At 37.1% G+C, this 21,537-nt stretch carries 26 protein-coding genes; 12 read left to right on the forward strand and 14 right to left on the reverse strand.

The annotated features are described in order from the left end of the window. Positions 1-97: 97 nt before the first annotated feature. Positions 98-319, forward strand: a complete 222-nt coding sequence (locus tag F7888_RS16320) for a hypothetical protein (protein ID WP_191781244.1) — start codon at positions 98-100, stop codon at positions 317-319. A 37-nt stretch (positions 320-356) separates the two neighbouring features. On the opposite strand, the gene modA is transcribed toward F7888_RS16320, so the two are convergent. Both modA and F7888_RS16330 read right to left on the reverse strand, forming a co-directional pair. Continuing rightward, on the reverse strand, positions 357-1,124 hold the full coding sequence (gene modA, locus F7888_RS16325; RefSeq protein WP_191781246.1) for a molybdate ABC transporter substrate-binding protein: 768 nt from the start codon (positions 1,122-1,124) through the stop codon (positions 357-359). 299 nt (positions 1,125-1,423) lie between these two features. After that, positions 1,424-2,614 carry an MFS transporter gene (locus F7888_RS16330; RefSeq protein WP_191781346.1) on the reverse strand — a complete coding sequence of 397 codons (1,191 nt, stop codon included), beginning with the start codon at positions 2,612-2,614 and terminating at the stop codon, positions 1,424-1,426. Between the two features lie 252 nt (positions 2,615-2,866). Between F7888_RS16330 and kapD the strand changes: the two genes are divergently transcribed. Together kapD and F7888_RS16340 are read left to right on the forward strand one after the other, a co-directional pair. Then, positions 2,867-3,490, forward strand: a complete 624-nt coding sequence (gene kapD / locus F7888_RS16335; protein WP_191781247.1) for a 3'-5' exonuclease KapD — start codon at positions 2,867-2,869, stop codon at positions 3,488-3,490. A gap of 127 nt (positions 3,491-3,617) precedes the next feature. Further along, positions 3,618-4,955, forward strand: coding sequence for a C40 family peptidase (locus F7888_RS16340; protein WP_191781248.1), 1,338 nt, complete (start codon positions 3,618-3,620; stop codon positions 4,953-4,955). 51 nt (positions 4,956-5,006) lie between these two features. Here F7888_RS16340 and kapB read toward each other — a convergent pair whose 3' ends face one another. Then, the gene (kapB, locus tag F7888_RS16345) at positions 5,007-5,393 is read right to left on the reverse strand and encodes a kinase-associated lipoprotein KapB (RefSeq protein WP_191781249.1); all 387 of its coding nucleotides are present in this window, start codon (positions 5,391-5,393) and stop codon (positions 5,007-5,009) included. Between the two features lie 82 nt (positions 5,394-5,475). Between kapB and F7888_RS16350 the strand changes: the two genes are divergently transcribed. Next, positions 5,476-5,667, forward strand: coding sequence for a hypothetical protein (locus F7888_RS16350; RefSeq protein ID WP_191781250.1), 192 nt, complete (start codon positions 5,476-5,478; stop codon positions 5,665-5,667). 52 nt (positions 5,668-5,719) lie between these two features. On the opposite strand, the gene F7888_RS16355 is transcribed toward F7888_RS16350, so the two are convergent. Then, positions 5,720-6,895, reverse strand: coding sequence for a MalY/PatB family protein (locus F7888_RS16355; RefSeq protein WP_191781251.1), 1,176 nt, complete (start codon positions 6,893-6,895; stop codon positions 5,720-5,722). 82 nt (positions 6,896-6,977) lie between these two features. Here F7888_RS16355 and F7888_RS16360 point away from each other — a divergent pair, with 82 nt between their 5' ends. Further along, a complete protein-coding gene (locus F7888_RS16360; RefSeq protein ID WP_191781348.1) occupies positions 6,978-7,223 on the forward strand; it encodes a DUF1871 family protein in 246 nt (81 codons plus the stop codon). A 49-nt stretch (positions 7,224-7,272) separates the two neighbouring features. Here the strand turns inward: F7888_RS16360 and F7888_RS16365 are convergent, their stop codons facing one another. After that, positions 7,273-8,097, reverse strand: a complete 825-nt coding sequence (locus F7888_RS16365; RefSeq protein WP_191781350.1) for an alpha/beta fold hydrolase — start codon at positions 8,095-8,097, stop codon at positions 7,273-7,275. A gap of 220 nt (positions 8,098-8,317) precedes the next feature. Between F7888_RS16365 and F7888_RS16370 the strand changes: the two genes are divergently transcribed. From F7888_RS16370 to yugI, 3 genes are all read left to right on the forward strand, one after another. Next, a complete protein-coding gene (locus tag F7888_RS16370; protein ID WP_191781252.1) occupies positions 8,318-8,818 on the forward strand; it encodes an Lrp/AsnC family transcriptional regulator in 501 nt (166 codons plus the stop codon). After that, entirely contained in the window at positions 8,815-9,987 is a 1,173-nt protein-coding gene (locus F7888_RS16375; protein WP_191781253.1) for an aminotransferase, read from the forward strand. The genes F7888_RS16370 and F7888_RS16375 overlap by 4 nt, the downstream gene beginning before the upstream one ends. A 241-nt stretch (positions 9,988-10,228) precedes the next feature. After that, entirely contained in the window at positions 10,229-10,633 is a 405-nt protein-coding gene (yugI, locus tag F7888_RS16380; protein ID WP_191781254.1) for a S1 domain-containing post-transcriptional regulator GSP13, read from the forward strand. Between the two features lie 51 nt (positions 10,634-10,684). Here yugI and F7888_RS16385 read toward each other — a convergent pair whose 3' ends face one another. Continuing rightward, the gene (locus tag F7888_RS16385) at positions 10,685-10,903 is read right to left on the reverse strand and encodes a DUF378 domain-containing protein (RefSeq protein WP_191781256.1); all 219 of its coding nucleotides are present in this window, start codon (positions 10,901-10,903) and stop codon (positions 10,685-10,687) included. Positions 10,904-11,041: 138 nt separating this feature from the next. Here F7888_RS16385 and F7888_RS16390 point away from each other — a divergent pair, with 138 nt between their 5' ends. From F7888_RS16390 to F7888_RS16400, 3 genes are all read left to right on the forward strand, one after another. Continuing rightward, positions 11,042-12,205 (forward strand): iron-containing alcohol dehydrogenase, encoded by a 1,164-nt coding sequence (locus tag F7888_RS16390; protein ID WP_191781258.1) that lies wholly within the window; start codon positions 11,042-11,044, stop codon positions 12,203-12,205. A 350-nt stretch (positions 12,206-12,555) separates the two neighbouring features. Then, positions 12,556-13,905, forward strand: a complete 1,350-nt coding sequence (locus F7888_RS16395) for a glucose-6-phosphate isomerase (protein ID WP_191781260.1) — start codon at positions 12,556-12,558, stop codon at positions 13,903-13,905. A 144-nt stretch (positions 13,906-14,049) separates the two neighbouring features. Further along, positions 14,050-14,454 carry a YugN-like family protein gene (locus F7888_RS16400; protein ID WP_191781262.1) on the forward strand — a complete coding sequence of 135 codons (405 nt, stop codon included), beginning with the start codon at positions 14,050-14,052 and terminating at the stop codon, positions 14,452-14,454. A 36-nt stretch (positions 14,455-14,490) separates the two neighbouring features. On the opposite strand, the gene F7888_RS16405 is transcribed toward F7888_RS16400, so the two are convergent. Both F7888_RS16405 and F7888_RS16410 read right to left on the reverse strand, forming a co-directional pair. Beyond that, complete coding sequence (locus tag F7888_RS16405; RefSeq protein ID WP_191781264.1) at positions 14,491-15,486, reverse strand: potassium channel family protein; 996 nt, start codon at positions 15,484-15,486, stop codon at positions 14,491-14,493. Positions 15,487-15,492: 6 nt separating this feature from the next. Further along, positions 15,493-15,741 (reverse strand): atypical membrane-integrating protein (Mistic protein), encoded by a 249-nt coding sequence (locus F7888_RS16410; RefSeq protein ID WP_191781266.1) that lies wholly within the window; start codon positions 15,739-15,741, stop codon positions 15,493-15,495. A gap of 129 nt (positions 15,742-15,870) precedes the next feature. Here F7888_RS16410 and F7888_RS16415 point away from each other — a divergent pair, with 129 nt between their 5' ends. Then, the gene (locus F7888_RS16415; protein ID WP_191781268.1) at positions 15,871-16,050 is read left to right on the forward strand and encodes an H-type small acid-soluble spore protein; all 180 of its coding nucleotides are present in this window, start codon (positions 15,871-15,873) and stop codon (positions 16,048-16,050) included. A gap of 92 nt (positions 16,051-16,142) precedes the next feature. On the opposite strand, the gene F7888_RS16420 is transcribed toward F7888_RS16415, so the two are convergent. The 6 genes from F7888_RS16420 to F7888_RS16445 all read right to left on the reverse strand — a co-directional run bounded on the left by F7888_RS16420 (position 16,143) and on the right by F7888_RS16445 (position 21,454). After that, entirely contained in the window at positions 16,143-16,280 is a 138-nt protein-coding gene (locus tag F7888_RS16420; protein ID WP_191781270.1) for a hypothetical protein, read from the reverse strand. Between the two features lie 127 nt (positions 16,281-16,407). Then, the gene (locus F7888_RS16425) at positions 16,408-17,262 is read right to left on the reverse strand and encodes a manganese catalase (protein ID WP_191781272.1); all 855 of its coding nucleotides are present in this window, start codon (positions 17,260-17,262) and stop codon (positions 16,408-16,410) included. 85 nt (positions 17,263-17,347) lie between these two features. Next, a complete protein-coding gene (locus F7888_RS16430; RefSeq protein ID WP_191781274.1) occupies positions 17,348-17,914 on the reverse strand; it encodes a hypothetical protein in 567 nt (188 codons plus the stop codon). Positions 17,915-18,199: 285 nt separating this feature from the next. Next, on the reverse strand, positions 18,200-19,438 hold the full coding sequence (locus F7888_RS16435) for a glycoside hydrolase domain-containing protein (RefSeq protein WP_191781276.1): 1,239 nt from the start codon (positions 19,436-19,438) through the stop codon (positions 18,200-18,202). 160 nt (positions 19,439-19,598) lie between these two features. Continuing rightward, the gene (locus tag F7888_RS16440) at positions 19,599-20,777 is read right to left on the reverse strand and encodes an iron-containing alcohol dehydrogenase (protein WP_191781278.1); all 1,179 of its coding nucleotides are present in this window, start codon (positions 20,775-20,777) and stop codon (positions 19,599-19,601) included. Between the two features lie 128 nt (positions 20,778-20,905). Next, positions 20,906-21,454 (reverse strand): PepSY domain-containing protein, encoded by a 549-nt coding sequence (locus F7888_RS16445; protein ID WP_191781280.1) that lies wholly within the window; start codon positions 21,452-21,454, stop codon positions 20,906-20,908. Positions 21,455-21,537 lie beyond the last annotated feature (83 nt).

Here is a 21,537-nt window from a genome sequence, read left to right on the forward strand (position 1 = left end):
AAACGCGTATATTTTCACAAAAAATTTTTTTTATTTCTGTTTTTAGGTATATTTTCTCTGCTTTATAAAAAAACTAAATACCAAGTAGGTGATTAGTTTGTTTAAGAAAGCATTTGTAGGCATTTCAATATTCGTGCTACTTTTCGTTGGAGCATGGTTATTGAATGAACAGACAAAACGAGAATATTATTTAGATCATGACGATGAAAGTGAATATCAAGTACAACAGACTGATGATGGTTATATGATTAATGAGAGTGGTAGGTATAGGATATTCCCTGCATTTATGTCTAGAGAATATATTCGAGTTGATCGTTAGAGAATGAAGACACGAGGATGGAAGATCCTTGTGTCTTTTACTCTTTTAAAGGGGTAAATCCATATTTTCTAAAGATGGAGAGGGCTTTTTCGCTTTGTAAGAAGTCAGCAAATTGTGCGGCTAGTTCTTTTTTATGACTAGATTTCACGATTCCCATTTCATAAATGATAGGGGAATGGAGGGATTTCTCTGCATTTGCCATGACCTCTATTTTTTCAGAGGTGAGTGCATCAGAGGAATAGACGATTCCAGCATCTACATTTCCTGTTTCTACATAAGTAAGGACCTGACGCACATCCTTAGCTAGTATGATTTTGGGTTGGATCGAATCCCAAATCCCTAATGTGAGGAAAAGCTCCTTTGAGTATTGACCAACAGGAACCGTTTCGGGAATCCCAAGGGCAATCGTCTTAACTGAGTCGTTTGTCACGTCAGAAAAATCGGTTATCGCTAGCTCAGAATCTTTATTTTTCACTAAAACAATTGAATTGGTTAATAATGCGATAACTGAGCTTTGTTCAATCAATCCTTCATCTAATAGCTGATGGAAGTTCAAGCTTGATGCTGATAAAAACAAATCAACGGGTGCTCCTTGTTCAATTTGCTTCTGTTGTGTACCAGATGAACCAACATTAACATGAACTTCAACAGAATCATGAATAAGTTCGAACTCTTTTTTTGCCTCTAGCAATGCGTTTGTCAAACTTGCGGCAGCGGAAATAGTGATTTCCTCTTTTGTAGAAGGGGCATCATTAGAACAAGCAATAAGGAAGAAGAAAATCATAAGATAAGCATATTTTTTCATATATAGTTGTCCTTTTATCTTTTTATATGGCTGTTTTCCCAAAGTTTGTTGTTTTTAGCTGTACATTATTAAAAGATATAATTCTAGCAGACTGAATACGCTCAAGACTCCCGTAGGATGCGTGAGCCAAGTGAGCCCCCACAGGAGCCAGCGACCAGGAGGATCACCGCTCACTCCACAGGACGCGGAGTGTATTCAGGCTGCGACTTTAAAAGCAATAATTTATACGAAAACAGCCTTTTATATAGAAAGTATAAATAACATTCAAACAAAAACCAATAAAAAGAGATGACTCCTCGTCATCCCTTTTGTGCATCTACATGAATATTGACCCTCTCTGTTGAACGGTGAATACTAAACCAGATAATCGTTGCGCTGATGAAAAATAGACAGCTCGTAATTAAAAACACGGTTGATATCCCAAAAAAACCACTTAAGATTCCACCCATCGTTGGTCCAATCACATTTCCTAAATAGCGGAAGCTGACATTATACCCTAACACCTCACCTTGAACAGATAAAGGTGCGACCTGCCTAATGTAAGCAGTCATACAAGGAATCAGTCCCCCTATAGAGATTCCAAATAGAAAACGGAAAATCACCAATTGCCATAATGAGTGTGCAAATGCTTGAGGAATAAATAGAATCCCTGCTAAGATTAATAAGATGAAGATGACCCGTTCATGACCAATCTTGTCACCGAGCTTTCCCCATTGTCGAGTTGCTAGCATGTTTCCAAATCCAGTTGCAGAAAAGGCTAATCCGGCTAAAAATGCAATATTTGCTGCCCCAGTTAACTCACTAACATATAACGCTAATAAAGGTTGAATACTGAAGTTTGCAGCTTGAACGATTAATGAGATGAACATGACCGATAATAAAACGGGTTGATGAAAGATATGAGAAAGTACTTCTTTTCGTGTGAATTTTTTAGTTTTTTCAGTTGCTTGTTTACGAACTTCTTTTACTCCAAATAAAACGAGCAATGTCGCTAATGAAATGATGGTAGAGGTGATAAAGAACGTATACTGAAATCCAACAGCATCAGCCATTGCCCCACCAATTAATGGGCCTAATAAGCCACCTGACACAGTCCCCATTTGCAAGGTTCCTAAGACTTTTCCAGCAGATTCCTTTGGAGTTTGTGCTGAAATTAATGCCAAAGAAGTAGGAATAAATCCCGTCACAGCTCCCATAAATAAACGTAAGAAAAACAACTGAGAGACAGACGACACATATCCCATAAGAAAAATACTGGTGGCAATACCGAAGCCAGTCATAAGTAGGATCTTCTTATAACCGTACTTATCTCCGAATCTCCCCCAAAGAGGTGAGACCAAGAAAGCAGTTAGAAAGGTAATTCCAAATACAAATCCAGCCCAGCGTTGTACATAGTCATCCGAATAATTTCCAAATGTTTCAATATACAGTGAAAGAAAGGGCATAATCATTGTCGCACTTGCAGCAACAAAAAAATTGGCAAACCACATAATGAACAAATTTCGATTCTTGATACTTACACCTTCTTGTTAATTATTATTTCGCCTCTCTAAATAGTATAAAATATTATTTCGGTTTATGAAAGACTTTTCATGATTTTTAACAAAAATGACCATTTGGTTTTTTATATATTCTGAAAAAAGATACAAATTATGGTGTCTCTCATGGTATAATGATAGTTACTAATAATGTTCGTAGCTCTTAGATATATGGTTCGTATTTCTAGGAAGGGGGAAGAACGAATGGCAGAGTATAACCAATATCTGTTTATCGATTTTGAATTTTCAATGCCTGAAAATAAGATGACTCCTCAGGGGTTTTTCCCAGAAATCATTGAGGTTGGACTTGTTTCTGTTAGTAATAAATCCATCAAACAAACGTATTCCTCTTATGTAAAACCAAGCCATTTTCCAGTATTAACTTCAAGATGCAAATCTTTTTTAGGAATCTCACAAGCTCAGGTTGATCAAGGCATATCCTTCGCTGACCTGGTCAAATTATTAGATGAAGCTGACACAAACAAGGATAGTACGATTGTTACTTGGGGTAATATGGATATGAAGGTATTAAGGGCGAATTGTGCAAAACACAATATACCATTCCCATTCAAAGGGAAAAAGGTTGACTTATCAATGGAGTATAAGCGTTTTTTTGGAGATCAAAATCAAACAGGGTTATGGAAGGCTGTGCAGGAGTATGGAAAAGAAGGCACAGGAAAACATCATTGTGCCCTAGATGATGCCCTTACAACCTACAATATTTTTAAACTAGTTGAGAATGATAAACGATATTTAGCAAAGCCTGAACCTACGACAATTGGAGATCGAATTGATCTCTCCAAAGTCTTAAATAAGTTTGCCTTATAAAAACAGATGTCCTAAAAGTGCCTGACACTTTACTTATAGGACATCTGTTTTTTTATTGTTTGTTTGAACCCAACTTCTCATAAAAAAATCATACCTAGGAGATTCTATCAGGTAAGGAGGGATTTTTATGTTTGTTGGACACAGAATCCAAGATGACCAAACGATTATCTTACACCTAGACCCAAGCTTAACTGAATTCTCTTCTGAATTTGGTGGTAACCATAACGGTAAGAAATTGCATTTGAATGAAAGCATTAAACAATATATCTCTGAAAAGCTTCCTGCATTTAACCCTACAACTGTAAAAGTTATGATCGGAACATTTGTTGTAGCAACGGTGGCTTTTGCAAGTGGACCTCTATACACAGAAGCGGCATCGAATGAACCAGCAGTGGTTGAAACTACACAAACATATCAAGTGAAAACTGGCGATACATTATGGAGTATAGCAAAAGCCCATAATCTTACTCCGACCGAATTAAAACAAATCAACAATTTGACAAGTGATATGATTTATATCGGTCAATCACTGAATGTATCTGCAGCTAATCCTGTGCAGGCTCCTTCTACATATACAGTGAAGACTGGTGATACGTTATATTCAGTATCACGTCAGTTTAATATGACAGTAAATGAAATGAAAATTCTAAACAACCTATCAACTGATGTCATTAAACCAGGTCAAATCTTAACAGTGAAAGCAAGTGTCTCTCCATCAACACAACAACCAACATCAACTTCAACATCAATTTATACCGTTAAATCAGGTGATTCCTTATGGGGAATAGCTACGAAATACAATACAACAGTTGCCGAGTTGAAAAGCTTAAATCAATTACCTTCTGATAGCCTTTCAATCGGTCAGACACTTAAAATACCAGGTTTACAAACACAAACCGAGGCTCCGCAAACAGCTCAAACATATAAAGTTCAAGCGGGTGATTCACTCTATGCAATCGCCAAAAGATATAATATGTCTGTGTCTAATTTAAAATCGCTAAACAATCTCCAATCCGATACACTAAGTATTGGACAAGTCTTAAAGGTGACTGGACAACAAGCGACTGCTCCTGAGCAGACAAAAACGAGCCAACAAATAAAGCAAGAGCTCGTATCTGATACGTATAATTATCTAGGTGTCCCATATGTATGGGGAGGCACAACTCCAGCCGGCTTTGATTGCTCTGGTTTTGTATCGTTCATGTTCTCCAAACATGGAATTGATATCCCAAGAGTTACATCAGGTTCTTACTATCAAATGGGGACTTCTGTCACAAGAGCTAATCTTGAGCCTGGAGATTTGGTCTTTTATGCAGTGAACAAACCTGGAGAAATCTCTCATGTAGGATTTTACGTTGGAAATAATCAATTTATCTCAGCCACATCTTCAAAAGGGATTGCCGTTTATTCCCTAGACAATTCCTATTGGTCTCAATATTATGTCGGGGCAAAAAGAGTCGTTTAACGAAGGAAGGCTTTCCATTTCAGTAAATTGACTGAGGAAAGCCTTTTTTTCTTATTTGAAATATTCCTTTTCTAATGTTCTTACGTTCTCAAGAGACCGTTCAGCCCATAACGTTTGTTGAGTTGAAAGCTCATTGGTTAAGGTAGTAAGCGCGTCACGCAAAGATTGCTCGTATGGTATAATTTCTCCATTATATTTTTTCACCATCGCTTTTGGAATATTGGTTTGTTCATGATGTGCTAAAGCCTTCCGTTCGTGAAAGAATGGTACCTCTGCTTCTTTTGGGTGATGTAAATCTCCCTGCATTGGATGCTTTAAAACGGCCTTCACTTTTACAAGATAATGCTGTGGGCGAATAGCGGTAATCTCACCTATGTATTTTCCAGTCTTATAAATTCCGGTAACAGTATCTCCTACCTGTAACTCTTCGATCGTCATAACTTACTCTCCTTTTTAGTACTTTAATTAAATATTGGACATGGTATACTGAAACTAAAAGATCTGTAAAGGGCTGATTTTTATGCAAATGATAGACGTACTATCATTATTTTTGTATTTTCCAGAAGACAAATCAGAATATTTTCCTGCTGCAATTACCTGTATGATTTTTCTTGCTGCAACGATTCTTACAATGCGATGGTTTATCCATCACTCAAGAAAAGAACAAGAAAAAGCAAAACAACTAGAAGAACAGCTTAAGAATGAAGAGTAATAAAATTCTGGCCTTGCATAAATTGCGAGGCCAGATTAGTTTCAGTTAGAAATTATAATCCCTCAAACGCGGTCTTAAGTCTTACTAGTCCCTCTTCTAAAGTAGCTCTTGGGCAGGCTAGATTGATACGAACAAATCCTTCACCACCTGGACCATACTTTGGACCTGACTCCAGTCCGATTTTCCCTTTCTTTAATAGAAGCTGTTCGAGCTCTTTATCAGTTAAACCTAAATTTCTACAATCGAGCCAAACTAAATAAGTTGCATCAGGCTGGATCATTCGAATAGATGGGAGTTCTTCTTGAATAAACTCTTGCAAACGACTAATATTCCCTTTTAAATAAGCAATAAATTGATCAAACCACTCTTCTCCGTATCGATAGGCTGCTTCCATTCCGACCATTCCAAATGTATTCAGACCAGCTAATCCTTGATTCCCTTGATGGTGATCAAATTTAACCTTTAAACGACGATTTGGAATAACAACAGCTGATGCTTGGATACCGGCCAAGTTAAATGTTTTTGTTGGTGCAATAAAGGTGAGGGTTTGTTGTTTGATTTCCTCAGAAATTGACGCAAGTGGAGTATATGGAGTATCCCCTACGATAATATCGGAATGAATATCATCAGATAAGATAAGGATTCCATTTCTCACGCATAGCTCACCTAGTCTTTGTAAATCTGCTTTAGACCATACTTTTCCTCCTGGATTATGGGGATTACAAAGAATAAAGGCCTTAATATCAGGAGTTAGTATCTGTTCTAATTGTTCAAAGTCAATTTCATATTGCTCATTAACGAGCTTGTTTTGAATGGTGATAAGCTGACGGCCGTTACGTTCGACAACATGAAAGAAAGGATGATAAACGGGTGTAAGAGTCATAATTTTATCGCCTGGATTTGTAAATGCACCAATGGCCATGGCTAATGCTGTTACAACTCCTGGACTGTAAGAAAGCCAACTCTCATTTATGTCCCATCCATGTCGTTTATGTACCCAAGCTTGAATGGAATTGGCTAATTCTGATGGGTAGACGTTGTATCCGAAGATACCATGATCTAATCGTTCTCTGATTACAGATAATACTTTCTCGGGAGCCATAAAGTCCATATCCGCAACCCACATAGGTAAAACATCCGAGCTTCCAAATAATTTCTCAGTTAAATCCCATTTAGCAGAATTTGTTCCTCTTCTTTCAATGACTTGATCAAATAAAGATTCCTCCAAATTTACCCCTCCAATTTAGATTATGGTATGATAATAACACAAAAAATAGAGTAGCTAGGTGATATGTGTGGAAATGCAAAACATGAATATTAGATTAATGGAACAATTGTATAACTGGGATCCACTTGGCTATGGACCAGGTTCATATGAAACTGAAATAGTGGATGTTCTCCAAGCCGTCCATGTATTAAATGATGTTTCGAAATTAGCTAGAAAAATTCAAGCTATATATGAATTCTCGTTTGAGGAAGTAATTCCTTTAAAAACTTGTGAGAAGAAGGCAAATGAATTATTACTGATAAAAAACAGCTCCACTTGTGAGATTTGAGGATAAGAGTTTATCCACTCTTTCCTCAAGTAGGATTTCTCCATGGCAGCTAGTCCTGCAGGAGTTGGTATGTTCCTTTTCTAGAACTAACGGTAATAAATTGTTTAACATGTTTAACGACATCCTCAGGTTTCTCTTCAGGTACGAGATGACCCGTGTCTCTAAATACAATAAGGGAGGAATTGGGCAAATCTTGATGAAGTTTTTTTCCGATATGTAATGGTACAACCCGATCATGTTCACCCCAAATTAGCAAGCAAGGTGTTGTAATCCCTTGTAAGTCTTCTGAACTTAATTCTCCTTCTCGGTCTTGGATTAATTTTGTCATTCCAATAAAAATCTCCTGGTTCTCAAATGGCAGTCTGTAACCTTCTATCATCTCCTCATCTATCATCGATTGATCATACACTACATTTAATAGGTTATTTATCACACCTTTTTTGGCTAACCAAAACTTTACATAATGATGAAATAAGGGGATGTATGAAGCATAGCGAAGCGACTTTTTTGTTGGCTTTAAATAGGAAGAGCTACATAATAAAATTAATTTCTCAACCATTTCAGGCTGCTGCTTCGCCATTTGTAACCCAAGTTGACCACCCATTGAATGTCCGATAACAATGAGATTAGTAAGAGCCAGCGTTTCTATAAATAATAGGATCGTTTTTGCAATATTCTCGTAAGAATATGTAAAGTTTTTTGACTTTCCGCTTTTTCCAAACGGAGGGAAATCAATAGCAATGACCGTGTAATCTCGAGCTAATAAGGGGATTAAACGACGAAAGCTAAATGTTGAAGACAAGAAACCATGAATTAGTAAAAGGGTAGGCTTATCACTATCATCATTGTTATATAACTCATAATGAATAGTCATTCCAGAAATGGTGATTGTATGCTCGAACTTATTTGTCTGTATCACGAGATCGACTCCATTTTTTAATATTCTAGGTTTATTTTACCCATTAGTGGAAAGATATTCATGTAAAAGCCATTGGTTAATTGAATAAAAAAATATAGAAAATCAACTCGGAGAATCCATTTTTTTGTTATAATTATGGGAAAATTCCTGTTTTTTTGAGAATTGGAGGAGCAACATGACATTTAATGAGACAGAAGTAGAAATATTAGAACTGATTGAGAAAGACAGTCGATTATCAATTGATACGATTGCCAAAATGGTTAACAAAAGTAAAGAGGAAGTAGAGGCAATCGTTCGTAAGTTTGAGGAATTAAAGATTATTGTTGAATATAATACAATCGTGAATTGGAGAAAGGTTGATGGACACGAAGGTGTGACAGCAATGATTGATGTGAAGGTTACTCCGAAAAGAGGAGTAGGATTTGATGCCATTGCTGAGCGTATCTATCGTTACCCTGAAGTAAAGTCGGTTTATTTGATGTCAGGAGCATATGACCTATCAGTAGTGATTGAAGGGAAATCAATGTCTGAGGTTGGGAATTTTGTGTCAGATAAATTATCGACATTAGATTCTGTATTATCAACGACGACTCATTTTGTACTGAAGAAGTATAAACATGATGGAACAATCTTTGATCATGGTGAAGAAGATAAACGTATCGTGGTGTCTCCATGACCACGAAGCAATCACATTACTTAGCAAAGACAGTTTCCGAGCTTAAGCCTTCAGGGATTCGGAGATTTTTTGATTTAGCGGCAAATATGGAGGGTGTTATATCGTTAGGAGTAGGAGAGCCAGACTTTGTTACCTCCTGGGCAATCCGAGAAGCTTGTATTCTTTCGTTAGAGCAAGGTTTTACTTCTTATACTGCAAACGCGGGTTTGATCGAATTAAGAAGAGAAATATCGAGTTATTTAAATCGATCATTTTCAGTTGATTACAATCCTGACAAAGAGATATTAGTAACGGTTGGAGCAAGCCAGGCACTTGATTTAGCGTTAAGAGCGATTATTGATCCAGGCGATGAGATCATCATTGTAGAACCAACATTTGTGTCATATGCACCAATCGTAACGTTAGCAGGTGGTGTTCCTGTACCTATTCATACAAATAGTCAGGATGAATTTAAATTAAAGCCAGTTCAGCTTGAAGAAGCCATTACAAATAAGACAAAAGCCATTCTTATTTGTTCGCCGAATAATCCAACAGGTAGTGTGCTGTCAAAGGATGAGCTTATCGACATAAGTAAAATCGTTCAGAAACATAATCTGCTAGTCATCTCTGATGAAATCTATGCAGAATTAGCATATGACCAGGCATATACAAGCTTTTCTAGCATTGAAGGAATGTTTGAACAAACAATTCTAATCTCAGGTTTTTCAAAAGGATTTGCGATGACTGGTTGGAGACTTGGTTTTGTTTGTGCACCAGCTGACCTATTGCAAGCGATGTTGAAAATTCATCAGTACACCATGATGTGTGCTCCGACAATGGCCCAGCATGCAGCGATAGAAGCACTTCAAAGTGGAATGCAGGATGTCGAAGAAATGAAGAAAAGCTATCGTCAGCGACGAAACTTCTTTGTGAACTCGTTAACCGAAATTGGATTAACCTGTTATACTCCAGGTGGTGCATTCTATGCTTTTCCTTCCATTGAAAAAACGGGGATGACTTCAGAAGAATTCGCTGAAAAGCTTCTGCTAGAAGAGAAGGTAGCAGTTGTCCCAGGGAATGTATTTGGTGAAAGTGGTGAGGGCTTTGTCAGATGTTCATATGCCTCGTCAGTTGAGCAATTACAAGAAGCAGTAAAAAGAATGGGACGATTCATGGAAAAGAGAATGTAATCATACAAAAAGAGGCTGTTCTCACATTGTGGGAACAGCCTTTCAAAAAGGGGGGGAATACTAGAAAGTATTTATAATAGGATAACCTCCTATTTCAAGATTTATACATCATAATTAGAATAAAAAAAGTAAAGCATAAGAATGTTAGCGTGTTTTAATTTTTGATTATATCATTAATCTATGATATAATTTAAAATTGCGTATAAAAGTATGTATATAAATAAGATTTAGGAGTGTTTACATGTCAGAAAAATTCGAAGTTGGAAGTGTAGTTCAAGGAAAAGTAACAGGTATTCAACCTTATGGAGCATTCGTTGCATTAGACGAATCAACTCAAGGGTTAGTTCATATTTCAGAAATTACTCATGGTTATGTGAAAGATGTTAACGAGCATCTTAAGCTTGGTGATGAGGTTAGCGTGAAAGTTTTATCAATTGATGAAGCAGCTGGTAAGATCGGTCTTTCAATTCGTGCTACTCAAGAAGCTCCTGAAAAAACAGAAGAGCCTAAACAAGCAAGACCAAGAAAGCAACGTCAAGCACCAGTTAAGGTTGAAACTGAAACTCCACAAGGTTTCAATACTCTTAAAGAAAAGCTTGAAGAGTGGATTGAACAATCAGATCGTGAAGATTTAATTAAAAAATAAATCACTAAAGAGGCCAAGGGAATCCCTTGCCTCTTTTTTCTGTACTAGAAGCTACTTCGTGCTCCTAGCTTCATCTAATGAAGGTTTAAATAATAGTCCAAGATTAATTACGCCAGCAATACCAACTAAACCATAAAAGATCCTTGAAAAATTCGAGGCTTTTCCACCAAAAATTTCTGCCACTAAATCAAATTGGAAGAAACCGTAAATGCCCAAAAAAATTGCACCAAATATAGTAAGGACAAGTGCTATATGTTGAATTGTACTCATAAACATCCCCCGGTAAAAAATACTTAGACGTATAGAATTAGTAAAATTATGAAAAATATACATGTTGCACATGTCTAAGTGAATTACTTTACAAACATTTTTTGAACGCGCATAATCAAGTTAAGAGGAGGGATAAAAATGGATAATTTTACATTTTATAATCCAACAAAATTAATTTTTGGTAAAGGGCAATTAGAGCAGTTAAAAACAGAACTACCTCAATATGGTAAGAAGGTTCTAATCGTATATGGTGGTGGAAGCATTAAGAGAAATGGCATTTATGATAATGTCCTATCACTTTTAAAAGAAATTGACGCTCAGGCTTTTGAACTTTCAGGTGTGGAACCTAATCCTCGTGTTTCAACTGTAAGAAAAGGAATTGAAATTTGTAAGCAAGAAGGAATAGATGTTCTTTTAGCAGTTGGTGGAGGAAGTGTCATTGACTGTACAAAAGCGATTGCAGCAGGTGCAAAATATGATGGTGATGTATGGGACTTCATGTCTCGTAAAGCAGTAGCCAAAGAAGCTCTTCCGTTTGGAACTGTCTTAACACTAGCAGCAACTGGTTCAGAAATGAACTCAGGCTCAGTTATTACAAACTGGGAAACGAATGAAAAATATGGATGGGGAAGCCCTGCAACATTCCCAAGATTCTCAATCTTAGATCCTGTACATACTTATAGCGTTCCAAAAGATCAAACCATCTATGGAATTGTAGATATGATGTCACATGTATTTGAGCACTATTTCCATCATGTCAACAATACACCGTTACAAGATCGTTGGTGTGAATCCATTCTGAAAACAGTGATGGAAGCAGGACCAAAATTAGTGAACGACTTAGAGAATTATGAACTTCGTGAAACGATTCTTTATTGTGGTACAATGGCATTAAACGGGATGGTTAACATGGGATATAGAGGCGACTGGGCTACTCATAATATTGAGCATGCTGTGTCTGCTGTCTATGATATTCCTCATGGTGGGGGTCTTGCGATTATCTTCCCACATTGGATGAAGTACAATTTAAATGTAAATGTTGCACGATTTAAGCAATTAGCTGAGCGTGTGTTTGATGTAGATACAACTGGTAAAACAGATCAAGAAGTGGCCCTAGAAGGGATTGATAAGCTTCGTGAATTCTGGAATAGCATCGGTGCCCCATCAAGACTTGCTGACTATGAAATTGGTGATGATCAAATCGATGTCATGGCTGAAAAGACCGTGGTATTTGGAGAATTTGGTACATTTAATAAATTGAATAAAGACGATGTTAAAGAAATATTAACTGCAGCATTATAAGGATTTTAGAAGTTACCCTATTCATTAGGGTAGCTTCTTATTTAAATGAAGGCTGTTTTCGTATATATTGTTGCTTTTGATACCGCAGCCTGAATACACTCCGCGTCATGTGGGAGCCAACTAGTCCCACGGGAGTCCCCCGTGTATTCAGTCTGCTAGAAATCTATTCTCAATTAATTCACCCTCAAAAAACAACAAACTTTGAGAAAACAGCCTAAATGAAAAAAAGATTCATGAAAATTTTAAAACTGGTTACGCTTACAAAGAGGGGCTGTCCTTGATTTAAATGTCGTGATTCGATAAAGTGATAGATGGAAATATAATTTTTTTAGGTTGGAGGCTCAAAATACATGACACATGTAACTTTTGACTATACAAAAGCACTTACTTTCTTTGGTGAGCATGAAATTACATACCTACGTGATGCAGTAAAGGTTGCCCACCATTCTCTTCATGAAGGAACAGGTGCAGGTAATGATTTCTTAGGTTGGATTAACCTTCCTACAGAATATGACAAAGAAGAATTTAGCCGAATCGTTAAGAGTGCTGAAAAGATTAAAAATGATTCTGATGTGCTACTAGTTGTTGGAATTGGTGGATCTTATTTAGGTGCTAGAGCAGCAATAGAATTCTTGAATCACTCTTTCTATAACTCAATTTCAAAAGAGCAGCGCAAAACACCACAGGTAATCTTTGTGGGTAATAACATTAGCTCTACATATATGAAGGATTTAATGGACCTTCTAGAAGGAAAAGATTTCTCTATCAACGTTATTTCTAAGTCTGGTACAACGACTGAGCCGGCACTTGCTTTCCGTATTTTCCGCAAATTGTTAGAAGAAAAATATGGTAAGGAAGAAGCAAAAGGACGTATCTTTGCTACAACTGATAAAGCACGTGGTGCATTAAAGACACTTGCAACTGAGGAAGGCTATGAAACCTTTGTTATTCCTGATGATGTTGGTGGCCGTTACTCAGTTCTAACAGCAGTAGGACTTTTACCAATTGCAGTAAGTGGTGCTGATATTGCAGCAATGATGGAAGGTGCTCAAGCTGCAAGCAACGATTTCTCTAAGTCAGAGCTTGAAGAAAATGCAGCTTACCAATATGCTGCTGTTCGTAATCTTCTGTACAATAAAGGGAAAACAATTGAAATGTTGATTAACTATGAGCCAGGTCTTCAATACTTTGCTGAATGGTGGAAGCAGTTATTTGGCGAAAGTGAAGGAAAAGATCAGAAGGGGATCTTCCCATCATCAGCTAACTTCTCAACTGACCTACATTCTCTAGGCCAGTATGTACAAGAAGGTCGTCGTGATATCTTTGAAACAGTACTTAATGTGGAGAAATCACGTCATGAATTGACGATTGAAGCGGAAGAAAATGATCTTGATGGATTAAACTATTTAGCGGGTCAATCAGTAGATTTCGTTAATAAAAAGGCATTCGAAGGAACTATGCTTGCACATACAGACGGTGGAGTACCAAACCTAATTGTGAATCTACCGGAATTAGATGAATACACATTTGGTTACTTAGTGTATTTCTTTGAGAAGGCTTGTGCAATGAGCGGATACTTATTAGGTGTAAATCCATTTGACCAACCAGGAGTAGAAGCATACAAAGTAAACATGTTTGCCCTTCTTGGAAAGCCTGGATTTGAAGAGAAGAAAGCGGAACTTGAAAAGCGTTTAAAATAATGAATGAAACGGATCTTGTCACTTGATAAGGTCCGTTTTTTTATTCAGGCTACTGTTTTAAATTGCAATAAAACAGCTCTTATAAATCATTAAAAATTAATAATTGGATAACCTAAGGTTAGATTACAGTAGGGGGTTATTCAGATGATTCCATTACCTTCAAAAATTGAAGGAGTAACAACACAGCTATACCAGTTAGAACAGCAATTAAAACCATTAGGTTATTCGATTGGTGGCAACTGGGATTATGATCATGGCTATTTTGATTATAAGATTGATGAAGAGGAAGGATACCAATTTTTACGCATTCCCTTTGAAGCGATTGATGGTCAATTAGATTCCCATGGGGTAACAGTGCAGTTAGGAAGACCATTTTTATTATCACATAAGTATCAAGATGGGATTGATAAAGAGGTAGAAATAGATGTGTTAACTGCAACAACAAACCAATTTCAGGCTCCAGTGGATGCAGATGCAAGTTTTCCTGAAAAGCATCGTGATTTAGGAAAGGCCCTCGTAAGAGAGCTTGAATCTGTCTTAATAGATTAAATATAAAAAGATGAGGCCAATACTAGCCTCATCTTTTTAATCTTTTATCACTAATAATTCATCCTGTTTTTCGATGATTACTGATGGATCGGGATTAACCATCGTGTTCGTTCCTCGTTTAATTCCAATAAGTAATTTTTTCTCACGAAGTAAATGATGACTACATTCTCTGAATGTCATCCCAACTAAATCGAAGGTAATTTCAAGGTATTTTAGTTTCGTTCCTTTTAATTGATCCAGCATATTTAACAAGGCGTCAGACATGCCATGTGAAACAAGACTATTGATCATCACATAACTAGATAGCTTATTCGTTTGGATGATTTCATCAGCCCCTGCTCTTTCAGCATTCTTCACTTGATCAAATGTAAGGATTTCGATAATGCTATAAATAGTTGGATTAATGCCTTTTACTGCTAATAAGGTAAGCACTGAACACATATCGGCTTGATCTTCATCCATGCTTTGATCGGATGTTATTAAAATCGTTGACGCTTCATTGGCCCTAGCTTTTGTTAATATCTCGTCAGACTTAGGATTGCCTCTAATAAAATGAAAATGATTAGAGGGAGATGGATTTTTTTCGAGCGTTTCGTCAATCAGAATGATATCCATTAGGGGATTAATTATTTTTAATTGGTGAATGACTTCCTTCACTCGCGCATTCCAACCGATAATGATTACATGATTATTTCCTTGATAAGGGGTTTTTCCTTCTAGGAAAGCATTCTGATTTGTTACAGCCGCTGTTGATAATGTAACAAAATAGGTTGTCACAAAGCCAGTACCAATAAGGATTAACAAGATTGCTACAGAACGACCTATGATACTTGTTGGGACATAATCACCAAACCCAATTGTTGATGTTGTTACAATCGCCCACCAAATACCATCAAAAATCGTTGGAAAGTTATCTGGTTCGAGTAGGTGGATGGTGAATCCAAATACAAAGGTGACGATCATGACCAAAGATAAGATTCTAGGAATAATGGGCCACCTTAAGAAGCCTGCGATCATACTGGTTGTTTTCATTTTGGATTATTCCTTTTCTTGTTTTGGAAGGAAGGAGAAGACCTCTTTAATGATTGTATTGATTCGTCTGGTTATTTCTTCTTCCCCAAAGGTTTCTTTTGCTTGTTCAATTGCTTCCATCACCTCAGCGTCAAATTGGATAACTGGTCTGTCGTCTTCAGCTTCGTTGTACAACGCAATCACTTCATCTAAACCTTCATTCAGTTTATCAATGGAAGTGCTTAATGTTTTCTTTTCTTCAGCTGATAGTTTCATCCTTTTCCCTCCACACTTGTTTCTTCCTATCAACTAGTGTGTACAATTAGCGAAAAAGTGTTGCATAAAAAGGGACAGAAGTTAAGAAACTAGGGTGGTGTTGAAAATTAAAAAGGAGGAGGGGAAAGAATGGATATTAGACGTGCGAAACAAATCATATCCTCACCAGATGATATTACGGTTCATTATCATGGACAGTCAGTCTGGATTGATAGCTGTGATGAGCAAGGGAATCTTTGCACCGTACATATGAGAGGCAACGAGCATGAAAAAAGCTCAGTAGCAGTCACAGAATTAGAGGAAATGTAGGATGAGAAGCTCTAACGGAGTGATAAAGTTAGAGCTTTTTTGTATTAAAAAATGCCAAGGCTAGGTTGCCCTGACATTAAATTTGTTAACACTTATTTATTTTTGTTTTGTTTTTCTGCCTTTACATCTGTGTAAGAAGCAAACTCAACCAGTTCTTCACTAGTTCGGTTACCCTTTTTTACATTGTTATTTCGTTGTGCATTTGGGTTTCCAAGTTTTACTCTACCCATTAGGATCATCTCCATTTTCTAAGAATACATTTTGTAGTATGGGTAGAACAAGAATAAATATGTAAAGATAATATTGGATGATCATTACAAGTGGTCACCTGATTAACGACCACTTGCAATGTGAAGCTTATTTTAAGCTTGGTGGTATTTCCTGATCTCGTAATACGGCAGGTAATGTATTGTGTATATAAGGAGGAGCAGGCTTCAATACAGGTTTTTTCGCAAATGGTTGAGGGTTTTCTACATATTGGAATACACCTTCGCCATCAATACTTGGTCCACTTGCCCAACGTCCTGCGGCACTTTCATTACCTCTAGAATAATTAAATAGGACATGAGACACTTCGCGTTTTTCTAGTTCACGAGGGAACGAACTAGGTACGACGACATTTTCTTTACATTCTAATTCATAGATCGCAGCAAGCCATTGATTTTGATGCATAGTATCTCTTGCGATTAGCCAAGAAAGCATATCTTTAACTCCGCGGTCACTTGTTGCTTCATATAACCGTGTAACCTGAAGTCTACCTTGAGATTCTGCTGTTAAATTAGCACGGAAATCTGCTAGAAGATTTCCACTGGCGATAATATAATCAGCTGTCCATCTATTACCTACACTATCAGCTGGCATGGCACCTAGGCCAGACACAATCGCATGCTGAGGATTCATTCCTCCTAAAATGGCACCAATTACAGGATCCTTTGCAGCTTTCTCTAAATCTCCAACAGGGGCACCATCCAAAAGACGTGCAATCATGGTTGCAAGCATTTCGATGTGAGCTAACTCTTCAGCTCCCGTGTCCATTAATAAGTCTTTATATTTTCCATCTCCACGAGTGTTCCAGCCTTGGAAAAGATACTGAAGTGCAACAGAAATTTCTCCAAATTGACCACCTAAAACCTCTTGTAATTGTCTTGCGAAAATTGGATCTGGACGATCTGGTTTTGCTTTATATTGCAATTCTTTAACGTGATAAAACATTTGAGGACCTACCTTTCTCTTGATCTGAGATAACCTATTCTCTAAGTCATCTTATTCAGTAGAAAGGAGTGGGTGACTGTTTATTTTAAGTTGTTTTTAATGCGGTAGATAGGTTAGTTAGTTCTTTCTTTGATTTATCTAATAATTCCTGTCCATTATTCATTTTTTCAGTATTTCCATGTTCAATCGCATTTAACTGAAATCTAAGTCCTTCGATATATTGAGTGATAATCGATGTATAACTTTCTTTAAGCTCTAATAGAACATGGTCATGTGGGTCGAATCTAAGGTGAATATCCTGTAATAGGGTTGAGTTTTCTTTATAAGCAATCTCCATTGCTTCCAAGGCACCTTCTAATTCATCTGTTGTTTGAAGTTCTTTTAAAAGAAAGTCTAGCTCGGTGCTTACTTGATATGATAATTTAATATTTTTTTTCAATGCTTCGTATGTTTCTTGATCGTCAGGCGTGAGTTCTTTATTCTCTAACGATTGAAAGGAGACATAATTGTGTTCAGTTTCAGTTTCAGTATGAATATGATTGCCAATCTGATTCTCCTGACTCTGATCTGTTTTTGAAGGGCTGAGTGTAAGTGTATAGGTTATACCAATCACAGCTGCTGCAAGAATAATAGATACGGGAAGTAACTTCATAAAATCCCTCCGATAATAAAAATGATATATATAACATGTATGAAACTTGTCCTAAAGATATGTGTAAATATGTAAAAACATTAGAAGTAGGGAGCAGGCTGAATGCACGGAGACTCCCGTGGGATGCGTGGCCAGAGTGAGACCCCACAGGAGCGTAAGTGACGAGGAGGCTCACCAGACACCCCACAGGACGCGGAGTGTATTCAGACTGCGGACTGTTTAAAAACGGTAGTCATAGCAAAAAATCCCCTAGACATTTGTCATAGAGGATGTAAGGTTGTGTTATTATTTAGGTGACCATAGTACATCGATTAGATTGTTTTCAAATAGGTTAGTGTCAATATTACATTGCTCTGAATCTATTCCATACTGCCAACCCCAAGCTAATGACCCTTCAGGTGCTGTAGGATTATACTCTGGAGCGTTTTCTTCTGTTGTAATCCCTTCATTAGGAGCAGCTGTCCAAATATAATTATTCTCTAAAATACTCTTGTCTTCCTCAACTGCAGCATTATATGCCTGATATAGATCCTGGTCTTCATCAAAAACTCCATAGATTCCAGATTCATATTCTGAATCTGACATTGTATCATACCAACCTCTAATGAAATCAGCATCTACTGGATAGTTTGGTTCAATATCGGCAAATATAGCCACTCCTTCAGGAGCTCCGATTTCTTTTGCAAAGCTAATGGCTTGTTCAGCCTGAGCTACTCCATTATCATATCCAGTGGCGTCCTCAAAGTGGTTATAGATTAAGAGAATACTAGCATTCTCTGCATGAATTAATTCAATTTGATCATCAGTTAATCCCTCAGAAACACCTTCCTTTGTTTCAAGGTATCGTCCAACAATCACTGGATCTCCAAAGTTTTCGCGGACACAAGCAAAGAATTCATCAGTTGTTTCACTTGCAGAATCTATCCCCCAAACAGTGTCTCCACTGGCTTCAGGGGGAGTTGCTTCTTCATTGTCACCATTACCTTCTTCATTACCATTGCCATTCTCACCTTCATTATCTTCGTTGTTGCCATTATCGTTTCCCGCTTGATTATCGACTGAATTATTTACACCATTTGAAACATCAACATTTACATTTTCATCTAGTGCGTTATTAATGCTGTTGTCCAATGTGTGATCACCATTGCCATTCATATTATTTTCAATGAGATTTTCAAGTGATCCAACTGTATATCCAGACATTAAATTTTCAATTGAATTTGTGAAATGAGCTGTGCCATTTCCTTCTACATTGTTTTCAACATTATTTGTTACTTCACTAGTAGCATCACCTTTTAAATCATTCGTGATATTACTATTAACTGTTACTTCAGCGTCTCCGCTAATGTTATTCACTATATTGTTATTGATAGTGATCTTCGTATTTGCTGATGAGTTAGTTGATTCGTTTTGAGTAGATTCAGAAGCTGTTGTTTTATCGCTATTTAAGAGGAAAACAGTGAAACCGGAAATAATTATTAAGAAAGTGGCAATAGAAATTAAGGTATACTTTCCAAACGTCATTTATTTTCACACCTTTCACTTTTTCCTTTATCCTATGATTAGGCGAAGTGATCCGTGTGGGCTCAACTGTTAGATTGTGTAAGCAGGCGCAGCCTGAATACACTCCCCGTATTCAGGCTGCTAAACTATTGATTTGATTTTATTTAATCTAAAACCGTTTTTAATCATTTTTTAGCACGGAGACTTCCCACGCACTTTGAAATAGGTTCAAGTAATCATTTTTAGTAATAGTTCTAGCATTACTTGGAGTGGATCCATTATGGAAGGATGAATCTGCTAAATAATCAAAATCACCTGGATTCACATTTGGAAGTGATGAGAAGCTTGGGATTTCAAGATCAGTTGCCAGTTTCTTCATTTCTGCTACTAATGCCGCTGTGGCTTCCTCATTTGATTGTGATTCAGTAGCAATGCCAATTGTTCTTGCTATTGTTGCATGCTTTAACGGATCAGCTTGTGCATTGAACTCTAAGACATATGGTAAAAACATGCTATTAGCTATACCATGTGGAGTGTCGTATAATCCACCAATGGCTTCGGCCATACAGTGCACCGATGCAACATCAGCATGAGAAAAAGCCATACCAGCAATGGTTGACCCTATCATTAATTGTTCACGTGCTTTACTATGTTGGCCGTCATTAAAGGCTGTTCGTAAATTCGGATAGATGAATTTCATTGCTTGTATAGCCAGACCGTCTGCAATCGGATTAGAAAGCTTACATGTATAAGCCTCAATTGCATGTACTAATGCATCCATGCCAGTTGATGCAGTAAGTGGGGCAGGAAGGTTATATGTAAGTTCAGGATCAATAATGGCTAACAATGGAGCGATTTTCACATCTTTTATTGTAAGTTTGATTTTCTTAGTAGAGTCAGTAATGACTGATGAACGAGTAACCTCAGCACCTGTACCTGCTGTTGTTGGAATGGCAATAAGTGGGGTCACTGCTTGTGGTACCTGATTTCTCCCTGCATAGTCCTGTGGGGTGCCACCTAGCACTTGTAAGATAGCAATTGCTTTTGCAGCGTCAATTACAGAGCCGCCACCTAATGCAATGATACAATCTGCATGAAAATCGTTAGCTTCTTTTCCACCTGTAACACAATCATAATCTCTTGGGTTCGGTTGAACCTTAGTGAATCGATAGGTTGTAAAGCCGTGACCTTGAAGACTATTTTCGAGCTTATCAAGTAATCCAATTTGTTCTATTCCTGGGTCTGTCACAATAAATACTCTTTTTCCTACTTTTTGTTCAGCAAGATATTCAGCTGTTTTATTAAAATGACCAACCCCAATTTTGATACTAGTAGGTAAGTGAAAATCGAAAGGATTCATGAATAACGCCTCAATTCCATTGAAATATGTGAATGTTAAAATTATTTTAACACAATTTCCAGGAAGTGTTAGTGCGAACTAAAAAAAGAAACTTAGAAGGTACGCCTCCTAAGCTTCTGAATGATTTTTTAGTTATCCCATTCCATTTTTAAGATTTCACCAGTTTGAGCAGATATCTTTAATTCTACTTCTTTTCCATTGTCTGCTTCAATTTCAACTTCATACTTATAGAATCCGTCTTCTTCATCTAATTCAATCTCTTCAATTTTTCCTGGAACTTCCTTTAAAGCAATCTTTTTGGCTTCTTCACGTGTAACCTTAACTAACTCTGATTTCTTTTTGTTTAGTACTTCACCTGTCTGGCCATCAACATATACATCAAAATCATCATCATCACGAGTGTCAACTTCAATTTTATAAATGGTACGGCCGTCTTTGGATTTTCTCTCAACCTCTTCAATTTCTCCATCTACATATTGAAGTGCAATTTCTTTTGCTTTTTCCACATCAATGGTTTTAGTTGCTTCATCTTTCTTTGGTGTTGCTGTTGACGTTTGCTCAACTTTGTTTGTTACCACTACTGAATTATCATCACCATTATTCTTCATTGCATTAACTCCAACACCTGCACCAATTACTAAGCCCATCCCAATAATCACTGTTACTATTTTTTTCATTTTTTGTTCCTCCTTTTGTTTTCTCAACTTCATTGTAGTCAGTGAAAATGAGAGGAAAACAATAGGAAGATTAGAATTTGATG

It is taken from the genome of Litchfieldia stipae, assembly GCF_014837155.1.
GTDB lineage: Bacteria > Bacillota > Bacilli > Bacillales > Bacillaceae_L > Litchfieldia.

What these genes read in the sequence shown, in the direction of transcription:
- modA (WP_191781246.1), bottom strand. Translation starts at nt 1,124, where the DNA reads ATGAAAAAATATGCTTATCTTATGATTTTCTTCTTCCTTATTGCTTGT.
- F7888_RS16330 (WP_191781346.1), bottom strand. Translation starts at nt 2,614, where the DNA reads ATGTGGTTTGCCAATTTTTTTGTTGCTGCAAGTGCGACAATGATTATG.
- kapD (WP_191781247.1), top strand. Translation starts at nt 2,867, where the DNA reads ATGGCAGAGTATAACCAATATCTGTTTATCGATTTTGAATTTTCAATG.
- F7888_RS16340 (WP_191781248.1), top strand. Translation starts at nt 3,618, where the DNA reads ATGTTTGTTGGACACAGAATCCAAGATGACCAAACGATTATCTTACAC.
- kapB (WP_191781249.1), bottom strand. Translation starts at nt 5,393, where the DNA reads ATGACGATCGAAGAGTTACAGGTAGGAGATACTGTTACCGGAATTTAT.
- F7888_RS16350 (WP_191781250.1), top strand. Translation starts at nt 5,476, where the DNA reads ATGCAAATGATAGACGTACTATCATTATTTTTGTATTTTCCAGAAGAC.
- F7888_RS16360 (WP_191781348.1), top strand. Translation starts at nt 6,978, where the DNA reads ATGAATATTAGATTAATGGAACAATTGTATAACTGGGATCCACTTGGC.
- F7888_RS16365 (WP_191781350.1), bottom strand. Translation starts at nt 8,097, where the DNA reads ATGACTATTCATTATGAGTTATATAACAATGATGATAGTGATAAGCCT.
- F7888_RS16370 (WP_191781252.1), top strand. Translation starts at nt 8,318, where the DNA reads ATGACATTTAATGAGACAGAAGTAGAAATATTAGAACTGATTGAGAAA.
- F7888_RS16375 (WP_191781253.1), top strand. Translation starts at nt 8,815, where the DNA reads ATGACCACGAAGCAATCACATTACTTAGCAAAGACAGTTTCCGAGCTT.
- yugI (WP_191781254.1), top strand. Translation starts at nt 10,229, where the DNA reads ATGTCAGAAAAATTCGAAGTTGGAAGTGTAGTTCAAGGAAAAGTAACA.
- F7888_RS16385 (WP_191781256.1), bottom strand. Translation starts at nt 10,903, where the DNA reads ATGAGTACAATTCAACATATAGCACTTGTCCTTACTATATTTGGTGCA.
- F7888_RS16390 (WP_191781258.1), top strand. Translation starts at nt 11,042, where the DNA reads ATGGATAATTTTACATTTTATAATCCAACAAAATTAATTTTTGGTAAA.
- F7888_RS16395 (WP_191781260.1), top strand. Translation starts at nt 12,556, where the DNA reads ATGACACATGTAACTTTTGACTATACAAAAGCACTTACTTTCTTTGGT.
- F7888_RS16400 (WP_191781262.1), top strand. Translation starts at nt 14,050, where the DNA reads ATGATTCCATTACCTTCAAAAATTGAAGGAGTAACAACACAGCTATAC.
- F7888_RS16405 (WP_191781264.1), bottom strand. Translation starts at nt 15,486, where the DNA reads ATGAAAACAACCAGTATGATCGCAGGCTTCTTAAGGTGGCCCATTATT.
- F7888_RS16410 (WP_191781266.1), bottom strand. Translation starts at nt 15,741, where the DNA reads ATGAAACTATCAGCTGAAGAAAAGAAAACATTAAGCACTTCCATTGAT.
- F7888_RS16415 (WP_191781268.1), top strand. Translation starts at nt 15,871, where the DNA reads ATGGATATTAGACGTGCGAAACAAATCATATCCTCACCAGATGATATT.
- F7888_RS16420 (WP_191781270.1), bottom strand. Translation starts at nt 16,280, where the DNA reads ATGGGTAGAGTAAAACTTGGAAACCCAAATGCACAACGAAATAACAAT.
- F7888_RS16425 (WP_191781272.1), bottom strand. Translation starts at nt 17,262, where the DNA reads ATGTTTTATCACGTTAAAGAATTGCAATATAAAGCAAAACCAGATCGT.
- F7888_RS16430 (WP_191781274.1), bottom strand. Translation starts at nt 17,914, where the DNA reads ATGAAGTTACTTCCCGTATCTATTATTCTTGCAGCAGCTGTGATTGGT.
- F7888_RS16435 (WP_191781276.1), bottom strand. Translation starts at nt 19,438, where the DNA reads ATGACGTTTGGAAAGTATACCTTAATTTCTATTGCCACTTTCTTAATA.
- F7888_RS16440 (WP_191781278.1), bottom strand. Translation starts at nt 20,777, where the DNA reads ATGAATCCTTTCGATTTTCACTTACCTACTAGTATCAAAATTGGGGTT.
- F7888_RS16445 (WP_191781280.1), bottom strand. Translation starts at nt 21,454, where the DNA reads ATGAAAAAAATAGTAACAGTGATTATTGGGATGGGCTTAGTAATTGGT.